The following is a 12,040-nucleotide window of genomic DNA, read 5'->3' as shown; positions in this document are numbered from 1 at the left end:
TCAGTCGGCGTTCGCCGCGCCGACCTGGGTCAGGTCGTCGACGTCGACCGTCGTCCCGTCGTTCGACGAGACGTGCAGGATGCCGGAGACGAAGGCGCCGGCGACGTCCGTGTTGGCGAGGATCATGTCGCCGCGACGAAGCATGTCGGCCGCTTCGTTGAAGTAACCGGCCGTGTCGACCGCGGCCGCGCCGTCGGCCGTGGCGTAGTGCCAGAGCGTGAAGCCGTTCGCGTAGGCGATGACGCTCAGATCCTTCGCTTGAAAGGCCATGGTCTTAGCTCTCCAGGCAGGGCATGCGGATGATGCCGGAGGCGTCGATCACGCCGGCGCCCTGGCTCATCATATTGTTGACGAAGTGCGCGGCGCGGTCGCCGTGCCAGGTGATGTCGGTCTTGACCTCGTGACCGACGGCGTGGCCGACGGCGGTCTTGTGGTACCAGTAGCACTGGCGCACGGACGTCGAGAGCGTCAGGCCCGAATGCGGCATCCACAGCGCGCCGAGCCAGCGCTTCGCCTGCGTGCCTTTCCAGGGCAGATTGTCGTCGCCGACATAGTCCGCGTCAGCGAACTCGGGGATCTGCAGAAGATCGCTCCACTGCTTCCATCCGACGATCGCATAACGCTGGCCGTCGTCGGGCACGTCGGCGGCGCCCAGCAACTCGAACGCCTCCAGCACCTTCGCCTTGGTCAGACCGTCGGCGTTTGTGCCGGCTTCGACCACGCCGGCATCGGCGTCGCAGGCCTCGATGATCAGGGAGTCGGTCTTGCGGCCGAGGGCGTAGGCGCCGGCGTTGGCGACCACCGCCCGTTCGTCGTGATTGACCTTCACCTCGTCGAGCGCGTCGACCCAGTCGCCGGCGTAGTAGTCCTGCAGGACCACTTCGATCGGCTCGTGGTCGATGTTCATGACCGGCACCTTGCCGTGCCGGGCCTTGGTGGAGGCTGCGCCCTTGCCGACCTTCTGGAAGGTCGTGGACGAGCCTTTGACATTGTTCTTGGTGCGCACGGTGTTGCGCAGCTTCGAGCCCATGCGCTGGTAGGACTCGTGCACCTCCGCCTGGAAGTGCCGCGTGAAGCTGTCGACCACGGATGTGGACATGATCTCTCCTCGCTGTCGGTTTCAGGGCGGCGCCGGGACGATCCCCGGCGCCGGGGTCTGTGCGAACGGGCGGGGCGCGCGGCGGGTTGTCGCGACGGCCGGCCAAAGCCGCCGCGGCCCGCAAAGAACGACGCGCCCCGCTGCATCGGCCTTTGCGACCCGGGCCGGGCGCGCGCTGCGGCCCGCCGTCCGCCGTCGACCGCGACGCGGGATCGCGGGCCGTCCGGGATCGCTGATCGATCGAACGGCCGCGCGCCGGCGCGGATCGACGATCGGACGGCGCGCCGCCGCTATGCGGGCGCCCGGTTGTCCGGGTCGTCGTCAAAAGGACCAAAAGAACCTTTGGGCGGCTCCGCACCGCCCCCCCGATGCGGCGCGGGCGCCGCCGCGCCCCGCACGCCGGCGCAGCCGGCCGACTTCTGGGCTGGAAGCCGTCCGGCGCGCCTCTCGTTCGGGCGCGCAGAGCGCGCGTCGTCCGACGGCGCGGCGGGCGAGGATCGGGTGGGACGAACCGATCCATCGCCCGCCGCCGGCCGTTCGCTGGGCGACCGCATCGGGGGGCCGGCCGTCTACCCCGCCGATCGTCCGCGGGGAGGGGCGGACGACCGCGAGGCCGACGGAACCGAAGAGCCGACGCGCCTCGACGTCGCGGAATGAAAAAAGGGCGGCGACCCGTCGGTCGCCGCCCCCGCTTCGCCGGTGCGCGCTCGCTCAATACCGTATCGTGTAACGCGTGGCCTGAAACGCGAAACGCCCCGCCGGTCTGGCGGGGCGCCGCGCTTTGGACACAGCTGTGGTGTGTGTCGCAGGACCATTCGTATACGGTTTTGTTCCTTCTTGTCAACTTAAAAATAAGCTATGCGTAATTTTTTTGGGAACAAATATGGTTTTTCCGATGGAAACGGCGAAAAGTCGCCGGCGTTCAAGGCGTTGGCGGCGCGCCGGCCATTGCACGGGCGGCTCGCCCGGCCTATTTTCCGGCGCGCGTCAGGCCGTCGCCCCCGCCGGGGCGGCGCGTCGCCCGGCGCCGTCCCGGACGCGGTCGCCCGCGTCCCGCCCTCTTGAGGATCGAGCCTGCGCCGCCATGACAGACCTGTCGCGCATCCGGAACTTCGCGATCATCGCGCATATCGACCACGGAAAGTCGACCCTCGCTGACCGTCTCATTCAGCGGTGCGGCGGCTTGAGCGACCGCGAGATGAAGGATCAGGTCCTGGATTCGATGGATCTGGAGCGCGAGCGCGGCATCACCATCAAGGCGCAGACCGTGCGGCTGCTCTACAAGGCGGAAGACGGGATCGAGTACACCCTGAACCTTATCGACACGCCGGGGCATGTCGATTTCTCCTACGAGGTGAGCCGCTCGCTCGCCGCCTGCGAAGGCGCGCTGCTGGTGGTCGACGCGAGCCAGGGCGTGGAGGCCCAGACGCTGGCCAACGTCTATCTGGCGTTGGAAAACGATCTTGAGATCGTACCGGTGCTGAACAAGGTGGACCTGCCGGCGGCCGAGCCAGAGCGCATCAAGCGCCAGATCGAGGACGTGATCGGCCTCGACGCCTCGGACGCGCTGGAGATTTCGGCGAAGAGCGGCCTCGGCATCCCCGACCTGTTGGAGACCTTGGTCCAGCGTTTCCCGCCGCCCGCCGGCGATCCGAAGAAGCCGCTGCGCGCGCTGCTGGTGGACAGCTGGTACGACGTCTATCTGGGCGTGGTGACCTTGGTGCGGGTCGTCGACGGCGAGCTGAAGAAGGGCATGCGCATCCGCATGATGTCGAACGGCATCGCCCACGACGTCGACCGCGTCGGCGTGATGACGCCCAAGGGGTTGGAGGTCGACAGGCTGGGGCCGGGCGAAGTCGGGTTCATGACCTCCGGCATCAAGCAGGTCGCCGACACCAATGTCGGCGACACCATCACCGACGACCGCAATCCGACGGCCGATCGTCTGCCCGGATTTAAGCCCAGCATTCCCGTCGTCTTCTGCGGGCTGTTCCCAGTCGACGCCAGCGACTTCGAGGCTCTGCGCGAGGCGGTCGGCAAATTGGCGCTCAACGATTCCAGCTTCCATTACGAGATGGAGAGCTCGGCCGCGCTCGGCTTCGGCTTCCGGTGCGGGTTCCTCGGTCTGCTCCATTTGGAGATCATCCAGGAGCGGCTGGGGCGCGAGTACGATCTGGACCTGATCTCCACCGCGCCGTCGGTCGTCTACAAGATGTGGCTCACCAGCGGCGAATATATCGAGCTGCACAATCCGGTCGACTTCCCGGAAGTCACCAAGATCGACCGCATCGAAGAGCCCTGGATCAAGGCGACCATCATGCTGCCGGACGAGTATCTCGGGCCGGTGTTGGCGCTGTGCACCGAGCGGCGCGGCGAGCAGGTCGAGCTGACCTATGTCGGCAACCGGGCGATGGTGGTCTACAAGCTGCCGCTCAACGAGGTCGTGTTCGACTTCTACGACCGGCTGAAGTCGGTCAGCCGCGGCTACGCCTCGTTCGACTACGAGATGGAGGGCTATCGCGAGGGCGATCTGGTCAAGGTCTCGATCCTGATCAACGGCGACCCGGTCGACGCGCTGGCCATGATAACCCACCGCACGCAAGCGGAGTATCGCGGTCGCCAGATCATCGCGCGCTTGAAGGATCTGATCCCGCGCCAGCTCTTCAAGGTGGCGCTGCAGGCGGCGATCGGCGGCAAGGTGATCGCGCGCGAGACGATCGGGGCGCTGCGCAAGGATGTGACGGCGAAGTGTTACGGCGGCGACGTCACCCGCAAGCGCAAGCTGCTCGAGAAGCAGAAAGAGGGCAAGAAACGCATGCGGCAGTTCGGCAAGGTGGAGATCCCGCAGTCCGCCTTCCTGGAAGCCCTCAAGATGGGCGACGAGTAAGGCGGGCGCGAGCTAGTCCCGGAAACCGGACGGTCGGCGGCGTTTACGCCCGCCCAGCAGCAACACGCCGCCCAACGCCAGCCCGCCGATCACCAGCCACAGGATCGCCTCCCAGGCCGGGCGCTTGAGCAACGGCACCACCGCCTCCTGCCACAACCAGGGCAGTCGGAGATGCCGTTCTATCAGCACCTGGGCGCCGTTCAGCGATTCCAGATCCATGGAGAACCAAAGCTGACCGGCCTGCTGCGTCACATCCGCGCCGCTTAACCAGAGCCAGAGCCCGAGCCCCAGCACGGCCAGCGCCGCCGCGACGAAAAGCCGGCCGAAAAAGGTCAGAACGACCATCCGGCGCAGAACTCCTGAACGCTTGTCCCCCCACGCTCGGGGGCGAGCCTAACACGCCGCGCGAGCGCGACGAAACGTCTAAGACAACCCGGGTCGCACGCCGCGGCGCGCCCTCTTCCCCCCGATCCGGCCGCCGATCGTGTCGAGACGCCCTTGCAAGCAGCCCGGCGGCGTCTATGCACAAGGCGGCGGTCGCCGTCGAGAAGTCGCCGCTGGGCCGGGCGGCAAGACTTTCAGCACGCTCGACCGCGGCGACGGCGGACGGGCGATCGTCTTTCAGATCCTCGCGACAGGTCCGCGGCGCCGACGAAAGCGGTCTCAAGGCCGCCTGCAGCGCCCAGGCTGGGACCCCCGAATCGAGGGAAAAAGAAGCCCTTTTCCGCCTTGATAGCCCGGGGGCGCTTGGGTACAGTCCCGCGCCGTTCGACGGGGCTCTCGCGCCCCGCGCTTCGGGCGTTCTTGCGGAGGGATGGCCGAGCGGCTTAAGGCGCACGATTGGAAATCGTGTTGGGGTTGATAGCCCCTCGGGGGTTCGAATCCCCCTCCCTCCGCCACAACGCCCTTTTCGCGATCGAACGCCAAGACGCAAGTCGCGTTCAGCGCCTCATGCCGAAGCTGTAACTGACGCCGACGCCCGCTCGGAATTGATCGGGTGAGCCTTCGACGTCGACCACCGGGCTGTCGGCGGCGTCGCCGATGAGGCGGGTGTAGTCGGCGAAGCCGGTCAGCCCCCATGCGCCGCTCAGTCGATAGCGAGCCGAGGCGCCGACGCCGACATCCTTGAAGCCGGCGTCCGCGTCGTAGCCGGAAAGGCCGCTGCGCGCGGAATCGGCGGCGTCGACCGAGAAATAGGCGTCGGAATAGTCCGCATCGGCGTAGCTGGCGGAGACCGACAGGCCGAGGCGCAAATCCGGCGCGGCGGCGAAATCATAGCCGAGGCCGAAGGCGACGACCGACCCGTCATGCCCGTCGCCGACACCCGTGTCGGCCTGCAGGTCGACGGAAAGCTCGTCGCGCGGCATCATGACGTCGCGGACCGGGACCCGCACGAACAGGCCGGCCTCGACGGCGGCGTCGACCTCCGCCATCCGACTGACGGCCGCGCTCTCGACGTCGTCGTCCCGCGCGCCCTTGTAGGAGAGCGCCGGGCCGAAATCGATCGCGTCCGACGCGACGATGTTGGCGCGCACGCCCAGGCCGCGGGTCTGGAGGTAATAGCCGTCGTAAGCGAGCCGCGCCGCCGCGAAGGGCAGAGCCTGATAGTCGTCGGAGCCTTCGTAATCCGGCGTGACGAAGCCGCCGCCCCCGATAAAGCCGCTCCACTTCCCGGCCGCCTCCTCGGCGCCCGCGGGACCGGCGGCGAGAGCCGTAAAAGCCGCGCCGACCAGCGCGGCTTTGAGCCCCAGGGCCGCCGGCGCCGTGAGCCGCGCCGGCCTCTCGGTCTTGCGATCCGCCCCGTCCAGTCGCCTCATCTCGCGTCCTTTCGCGTCCTTTCGCGTCATCACCGACCCGTGCGTTTCGTCGCGCGTGCAAAACGCGCGCCGCGGCGCGCGCCAGGGGCCAGATAGGCCCCTTCTTCGGCGCCGGCAAGGGGCGGCTGCGCATAAAGGGCCGGCGGCGCGCAACGGGCCGGTTCGGGCGGCGCGTCCCAGTCTGCGGGCCCGCCGCACGCCGCACGCCGCACGCCGACAGATCGTTGCGAGGATGACAGGGCGCGCTCAGGCGTCCGCCGGCCGGTCGGCGGGGCGCGCGCCGCGATAGCTGGTGGTCTCGAGGTTCTTCTTGCGGCTTTTGAGGCGCGGTCGCCCGCGCCGAGCACGACGTTGGCCACGCTGAGCGCCATGATGGTCCACAAGGCCTCCCACTCATAGGCCAGCGCCTGGTCGAGGGCGGCCCGGCTCGCCTCGCCGGCCAGGATGCGGTCCGCCATCGCGGCCGCGTAGTCGGCCTTGGCGCCGACCACGGTCAGGACGCTCTTGAACATCAGGATGCCGAGCGCCGCCTTCACCCAGACCCAGCGCTTGTCCATATAGGGCTTGTGAACGGCCATCGAGAGCAGGCCCGAGACCAGCGCGATCCCGAGCGAAGGCAGCAGCAGCCAGTTGCTGATATCCGCGATCACCCCGCGCAGATCGGCGTAGGCCTGCGGCGTGCCCTGCGGCATGGCGATCAGCAGGATCATGTAGGCGGCGAGCCCGCCGATCAGCCCGCAGGAGGCGATGGTGTGCAGAATCTTTATGAATTGACGCATGGGGTCCGCCTCGCTCGACCGCTCCGGGCGTCAATCTAGCGCAGCCGGCCTCACACGACCACCGCCGCGCCGTCGCTGCGCGGATCGTTCGCCGCCTCGACCACGCCGTCGGGACGCATGGCGACGGCGCCGGCGTGACCCATCATGCCGGTGAAGGGGGCGACGATTTCCACCTCATGACCGGCGCTTTTCAGGGCGTCGATCACGGCGCCGTCCATGCGGCTTTCTATCTTCAAGCTCGTCGTCTCCTCGCCCCACGTCTTGCCGAGAAGCCAGCGCGGCGCGGTGATCGCCTGCTGCAGCGACTGGCCGAAGACGGCCGCCCGGGTGAAGACGGCGGCCTGACTCTGAGGCTGGCCCTCGCCGCCCATATTGCCGTAACTCAACACGGTTCCGTCCTTGAGCCGCGCCATCGCCGGGATCAGCGTATGAAAAGGCCGCTTGCCCGGCCCCAAACAGTTCGGGTGGTCCGGGTCGAGGGTGAAGCCGGCCCCGCGATTCTGGAACACGACGCCCGTGCCGGCGGGAACCACGCCCGACCCGTATTCCCAGAAAGTGCTTTGTATGAAGCTGACGACTCGGCCCTGGGCGTCGGCGCAGCCCATCCAGATCGTGTCGCCGGGTTTGGCGACTTGCGGCCACGGTGCGGCGCGGGCCGCGTCGATCCGCCGCGCGAGTTCGTCGAGATGTTCGGGCCTCAGCCACTCGCGGGGATCCTGCACCATCGCCGCCGGATCCGCGAGGCGGGCGTTGCGCAAAAGGAAGGCCTGCTTGGTCGCCTCGACCAATCCGTGGACATGGGCGAAGCCCTCGGCCTCCGTCACCTTCAGCCGCTCGAACAGGCCCAGGATCATCAGCGCGGCGACGCCTTGCGTCGGGGGCGTCATGTTGAACAACCGCCCCCCGAACGCGTCGAGCGACAGCGGCTCCGCCCGACGGACCCGCATCGCCTCGAAATCGCCCAGACGCAGCGGGCTGCCGACCGCCTCGAGCCCGTCGGCGAAGGTCCGCGCCAGATCGCCGCGATAGAAGTCGTCGAGGCCCGCCTCCGCCAGCCGCTCGAAGGTCGCCGCCAGACCCGGCTGCTTTAGGACCGCGCCGACAGCGGGCGGGCCGCCGTCTTCGGCGAGGAACGTCTCCTTGAAGCCGGGGACGTCGGCCAGCTGGTCGAGCTTCTCGGCCGTCACCTCGCTCTGCCCGCGGGTGACGACGACGCCGTCGCGCGCGCGGCGGATCGCGTCGCCCAGCAACTCCCCGGCCGGCCGGCGCGCGCCCCAGCCGGCCGTCGCGGCCAGCGCCTCGCTCCAGGTTGCGATCGCGCCGGGGACGGTGAGCGCGGCGAGCGGGCCGCGGGCGGGAATGGCCGCGCGCTCGCGGTAGAGTTCGGGCGTCGCCGCCTGCGCGGCGGGACCCGAGCCGTCGATCGCGATCGGATCGCGCCCGGGCTCGGCGATCAGCCAGAAGGCGTCGCCCCCGATCGCATTCATGTGGGGATAGACGACCGCGATCGAGGCCGCCATGGCCACCATCGCCTCGACCGCGTCGCCGCCCTCTCGCAACACTTCCGCGCCGGCCTCAGCGGCCAAATGATGGGGCGCCGTGGCGGCGCCGGCGAGACCGCGTCGGGTGTGAAGCATGGGGGATCCTTTCACTGACTGACGTCCCGACCGGGACAAAAAGATATCTGCGCAAAACATGCGTCAGCGGCGCCCGCCGTGACAAGTCGCCCGGCGGACGGTTACGCTGCCGGGGCGCGTCTTTCTCGGGGTGAAGAGGTCCGGCGATGAAACTGTTCCCGAATCCGCTGTTGCGCGGCTACCGCGACTTCAAGGCGGGCCGTTTCACGCTGCAGCGCGAGGCCTATCGTTCGCTCGCCGAACGCGGTCAGGCGCCGGACGTGCTGGTGATCGCCTGCTGCGACTCCCGGGCGGCGCCGGAGACAATCTTTTCCGCCGCGCCCGGAGAGATCTTCGTGGTGCGCAACGTCGCCAATCTGGCGCCGCCCTACCGTCCGGACGGTGAGTTCCATTCGACCTCCGCGGCGCTTGAGTTCGCCGTCCAGAGCCTGCGGGTGAAGCATGTTCTGGTGCTGGGCCACGGGCGCTGCGGCGGGGTGAAGGCGGCGCTGGATCCGGCCGCCTCGCCGCTCTCGCCTGGGGATTTCATCGGAAAATGGCTCGAACTGCTGGGTCCCGCGGCCGCGGAAATCCGGACCAGAACGGATCTGAGCGAGGCCGAGCGGCAAACCGAGCTGGAGCGCTTATCCGTTCGCGCGTCGATCGAGAATCTGCGGACGTTTCCTTGCGTGAGCGAATTGGAGGCGCGGGGCAGGCTGACGCTGCACGGAGCGTGGTTCGACATCGCCGACGGCGATCTCTGGGTGTTCGACCGCGAAACCGAAAGCTTCCGCCCCTTTGACGATTAAGCCTTCGCGACGCGACGAAAGAGCCGAACCCGGACGCTCCAGCGGAGCGTCCGGGTTCGGCGTCGCGGCGGCGATCGCCGCCGAGCGCCCTAAAGGGCCCGGATCTTCGACAGGAAGTCGTCGACGCCGCCTTTCATCTCGCGGGCGCGCGTCGAGATCTCACCGGAGGCGGAGAGCAGCTGCGTCGCCGCCGCGCCGCTTTCGGTCGAGGCCTTGTGCACCGCCTGGATGCTGGTCGCCACCTCGTTCGCGGCGCCGGAGGCCTGGGAGACGTTCATGGCGATCTCCTCGGTCGCGGCGGTTTGCTCCTCCACGGCCGACGAGATCGACGACGTGTACTCATTCACCTGCGCGATGACCGAGGCGATGCTTTCGATCGCCTCGACCGAGAGCGCCGTTTCCGACTGCATGTCGGCGATCTGCTGGCGGATCTTGTCGGTCGCCTGCGCGGTCTGGCCCGCAAGCGACTTCACCTCTTCGGCCACGACGGCGAAGCCCTTGCCGGCTTCGCCGGCGCGCGCCGCCTCGATGGTGGCGTTCAGGGCCAGAAGGTTTGTCTGATCCGCGATCTCGTTGATCAGCTGCACCACGTCGCCGATTGATTGGGCGGCGGTGCGCAGCCGGGAGATCTTCTGTTGCGCTTCGCCCGCCGTGACGGCCGCTTCGCCGGCGATCGACGACGCGCCGCCGACCTGCTGCGCGATCTCGGAGATCGAGCTGCGCAGTTGATCGGCCGCGGAGGCCACGGTCTGCACGTTGGTCGACGCCTCCTCCGAGGCGGCGGCCACGGCCGTCGCCTGGGTGTCGGTGTTCTGCGCCAGGCCGCTCATCGTCTTGGCCGTGGTCTCAAGCTCGTCCGACGCCCGTGAGAGCGCGGCGGTCATTTCCGCCGAACGGCGGTCGAAGACGGCGATCAGCTCCTCCATCTTGGCGGCGCGGGCCTCGCGCCGTTCGATCTCCCGCCGCTCGGTCTCGCGCGCCTCTTCTTCGCGGGCGAGCGCCGCCTTGCGCTCGATCGCATTGCGCTTGAAGACCTCCAGAGCGTCAGCCATCCGTCCCACCTCGTCGCCGCGGCCGAGACCCGGCACCTCGACGTCGTCCCGGCCGTCGGCCAGCGTGCGCATCGCCCCCGTCATCTCGAGGATCGGCGCCGAGACGCCGCCTTTCAGCATGATGAAGGCGAGGATCGAGAGGACCAGCGTGACCCCCGCACCGACGATCGCCGCCGCCGCGGTGGTGGTGAAGGCGAGGTCCGTGGCGGTCTGCGTCGCAGCGCGCCGTTCGGCCGCGTACTCGGTCAAGGCGTCGACATGGCCGCGCAATCCCGCCAGGAAGTCCGCGCCCAGACCGTTCGCTTCCAGCACGCGCGCATGATCGACCGTCAGCGGCCGGCGCATCAGCTCGATCTGTTTGGCCGCGACATCCGTGCGCCAGGCCTCGGTGTCGGCTTTGACGGCCTCAAGGGTCTTGCGCGCCTCAGCGGACGGATTCGCGGCCATGATCGCCTCGAAGATCGCGTCGAAAGCGGCGCCGTGGCGCTCAAAGGTCGCGATCTCGCTGCGGTCGCCGGTCATCAGCAGGCCCCGAATGGCGAGCAACTGGGCCGATGCGTTCGCCCACAAGGCGTTGACCTCTTCGGCGAACTCGGTGACCGCGCGAGTCTCAGCCACCGCGCGGTCGGCGCTTTGGATCTTGAAGAGGGTGACCCCGCCGGCCAGGACGACGACGACGATCACCGCGGCGAACACGCTCGCCAGTTTGGCCGAGATGGACAGGCGGTTGAGAAGACGACTCATCTTGATGATCCTCTTGCTGTCGGACGTCCGCCCCCGATCCGCTCTCCCCGCAGGGCGGAGGAGGCGCGCATCCAGACGACGGGCCGACGCCTCTTAATTGCCAAGGAAGCGGTGACGCCGCGCGAGTTCGGTCAGGTTCACCTCGACCGTCGCGTGGCCGATCGCCAGACCGGTTTCGTCGTGCAGCGTCAGGTTCAACTGCGAACGCCAGCTTTTCGTCGCCTCGTTAAGCTCCGGCGCGTCCAGGAAGACCGCGCCCGGACCGACGCCGTAGGTCTTCTGGAACTTGGCCTCGTCGCCCTGCCAGTAATCGCCGGTGACCACGCTCTGGCCGACATTGAGCCCTTGGCTGTCGGTGACGAAAATCTCCGGGAACAGGCCGAGACTGTTCGCCTGAATGCGGGTCAGGTAGCTGGAGACGGGATTCGACAGAACCGAGGTGATCAGCGGCTGATCGTCGGTTCCGCGCTCCGCCCGCCACTGCGCGTCCAGCCGATCGATTTCCTCTTGCGGAAGATCGCCGCGCCGGGCGTTCTGATTGGCGACCGCGATCTGGACGACCGGGGTCTCGATCCAGCCGCGCACGTCCTCAACGAACGCGGCGTCGATCATCTCCTCCGCCGTCAGCCCCATGAACTTCATTTCCGCCTGAGCCGGGGCGGCGAGAGCCGCCGTCATCGCCAGAGCCGTGAGCGCGCCTCGCGTCCTTTTCATCCCGCCATCTCCGCCGCTGTTGTTAAGACCGATGCGGGCTTTATAGGGGCGAAGGCGTTGCCAAAGGATTAATACAAACGATGTGACGGACGCTCCGGCGGTCCGACCCAAAGACCGCCGTGCTTGGCCGTCCGCTTGTAGAGGGTCGCGTCGCCGATCCCGCGCGACGGCACACGTCCGCCGTCCTCAAGCCAGCCTCCTGCGCCTTTAAAATCCCGAGAATCCGCTCTACGGCGAACCGACGGCGCCGCATGAAATCCGTCTCCTATCGGGTGACGGACTCTACCTCAAAATGGCGGAGGAAACGAAGCGCAGGTCACTCCCTCTGCGTTTCCTGACGCAAAAAGCCCTTAGCGTGGAGTGCGCTAAGGGCTTGATATGATTGGTTGCGGGGGCAGGATTTGAACCTGCGACCTTCAGGTTATGAGCCTGACGAGCTACCGGGCTGCTCCACCCCGCGGTTGTCGGGTGGTTTTGACGGCGTGAGGGTTTATGCGGATTGGATTTGGGCTGTTTTGCGTTT

General features: G+C 68.0%; 10 protein-coding genes and 2 tRNA genes. 3 read left to right on the top strand and 9 right to left on the bottom strand.

Annotated features, from left to right (window positions below; translation table 11 throughout):
• Both RIB45_RS00065 and RIB45_RS00060 read right to left on the bottom strand, forming a co-directional pair.
• Positions 1-270 (bottom strand): hypothetical protein, encoded by a 270-nt coding sequence (locus RIB45_RS00065; protein WP_350047474.1) that lies wholly within the window; start codon positions 268-270, stop codon positions 1-3.
• A 4-nt stretch (positions 271-274) separates the two neighbouring features.
• A complete protein-coding gene (locus RIB45_RS00060; protein WP_350047472.1) occupies positions 275-1,099 on the bottom strand; it encodes a phage capsid protein in 825 nt (274 codons plus the stop codon).
• Between the two features lie 1,084 nt (positions 1,100-2,183).
• Here RIB45_RS00060 and lepA point away from each other — a divergent pair.
• Entirely contained in the window at positions 2,184-3,986 is a 1,803-nt protein-coding gene (gene lepA / locus RIB45_RS00055) for a translation elongation factor 4 (RefSeq protein ID WP_350047470.1), read from the top strand.
• A gap of 12 nt (positions 3,987-3,998) precedes the next feature.
• Here lepA and RIB45_RS00050 read toward each other — a convergent pair whose 3' ends face one another.
• A complete protein-coding gene (locus tag RIB45_RS00050) occupies positions 3,999-4,331 on the bottom strand; it encodes a hypothetical protein (RefSeq protein WP_350047468.1) in 333 nt (110 codons plus the stop codon).
• 463 nt (positions 4,332-4,794) lie between these two features.
• Between RIB45_RS00050 and RIB45_RS00045 the strand changes: the two genes are divergently transcribed.
• A tRNA-Ser gene (locus RIB45_RS00045) sits at positions 4,795-4,885 on the top strand.
• Between the two features lie 42 nt (positions 4,886-4,927).
• Here the strand turns inward: RIB45_RS00045 and RIB45_RS00040 are convergent.
• From RIB45_RS00040 to RIB45_RS00030, 3 genes are read right to left on the bottom strand one after another with little or no spacing between them, the layout of a single operon-like run.
• The gene (locus RIB45_RS00040) at positions 4,928-5,803 is read right to left on the bottom strand and encodes a MipA/OmpV family protein (protein WP_350047466.1); all 876 of its coding nucleotides are present in this window, start codon (positions 5,801-5,803) and stop codon (positions 4,928-4,930) included.
• Between the two features lie 29 nt (positions 5,804-5,832).
• Positions 5,833-6,582, bottom strand: a complete 750-nt coding sequence (locus tag RIB45_RS00035) for a DUF2269 family protein (protein WP_350047464.1) — start codon at positions 6,580-6,582, stop codon at positions 5,833-5,835.
• A gap of 50 nt (positions 6,583-6,632) precedes the next feature.
• Entirely contained in the window at positions 6,633-8,219 is a 1,587-nt protein-coding gene (locus tag RIB45_RS00030) for a gamma-glutamyltransferase family protein (protein WP_350047462.1), read from the bottom strand.
• A 146-nt stretch (positions 8,220-8,365) separates the two neighbouring features.
• On the opposite strand from RIB45_RS00030, the gene RIB45_RS00025 reads away from it, so the two are divergent.
• Positions 8,366-9,007: a carbonic anhydrase gene (locus tag RIB45_RS00025; protein WP_350047460.1), complete on the top strand. Its 642-nt coding sequence runs from the start codon at positions 8,366-8,368 to the stop codon at positions 9,005-9,007.
• 89 nt (positions 9,008-9,096) lie between these two features.
• On the opposite strand, the gene RIB45_RS00020 is transcribed toward RIB45_RS00025, so the two are convergent.
• The 3 genes from RIB45_RS00020 to RIB45_RS00005 all read right to left on the bottom strand — a co-directional run bounded on the left by RIB45_RS00020 (position 9,097) and on the right by RIB45_RS00005 (position 11,977).
• Entirely contained in the window at positions 9,097-10,803 is a 1,707-nt protein-coding gene (locus RIB45_RS00020; RefSeq protein WP_350047458.1) for a methyl-accepting chemotaxis protein, read from the bottom strand.
• 93 nt (positions 10,804-10,896) lie between these two features.
• Positions 10,897-11,517: a hypothetical protein gene (locus RIB45_RS00015; protein WP_350047456.1), complete on the bottom strand. Its 621-nt coding sequence runs from the start codon at positions 11,515-11,517 to the stop codon at positions 10,897-10,899.
• Positions 11,518-11,900: 383 nt separating this feature from the next.
• Positions 11,901-11,977, bottom strand: a tRNA-Met gene (locus tag RIB45_RS00005).
• Positions 11,978-12,040: the final 63 nt, after the last annotated feature.

The sequence above is a fragment of the Marivibrio sp. genome (genome assembly GCF_040218065.1).
GTDB lineage: Bacteria > Pseudomonadota > Alphaproteobacteria > UBA8366 > Aestuariispiraceae > Marivibrio.
Note: the sequence above shows the minus strand (reverse complement) of the source record. Positions and strands in the feature narration are given on the sequence as shown.

Coding starts and splice junctions, on each gene's coding strand:
- RIB45_RS00065 (WP_350047474.1), bottom strand. CDS start 270: ATGGCCTTTCAAGCGAAGGATCTGAGCGTCATCGCCTACGCGAACGGC.
- RIB45_RS00060 (WP_350047472.1), bottom strand. CDS start 1,099: ATGTCCACATCCGTGGTCGACAGCTTCACGCGGCACTTCCAGGCGGAG.
- lepA (WP_350047470.1), top strand. CDS start 2,184: ATGACAGACCTGTCGCGCATCCGGAACTTCGCGATCATCGCGCATATC.
- RIB45_RS00050 (WP_350047468.1), bottom strand. CDS start 4,331: ATGGTCGTTCTGACCTTTTTCGGCCGGCTTTTCGTCGCGGCGGCGCTG.
- RIB45_RS00040 (WP_350047466.1), bottom strand. CDS start 5,803: ATGAGGCGACTGGACGGGGCGGATCGCAAGACCGAGAGGCCGGCGCGG.
- RIB45_RS00035 (WP_350047464.1), bottom strand. CDS start 6,582: ATGCGTCAATTCATAAAGATTCTGCACACCATCGCCTCCTGCGGGCTG.
- RIB45_RS00030 (WP_350047462.1), bottom strand. CDS start 8,219: ATGCTTCACACCCGACGCGGTCTCGCCGGCGCCGCCACGGCGCCCCAT.
- RIB45_RS00025 (WP_350047460.1), top strand. CDS start 8,366: ATGAAACTGTTCCCGAATCCGCTGTTGCGCGGCTACCGCGACTTCAAG.
- RIB45_RS00020 (WP_350047458.1), bottom strand. CDS start 10,803: ATGAGTCGTCTTCTCAACCGCCTGTCCATCTCGGCCAAACTGGCGAGC.
- RIB45_RS00015 (WP_350047456.1), bottom strand. CDS start 11,517: ATGAAAAGGACGCGAGGCGCGCTCACGGCTCTGGCGATGACGGCGGCT.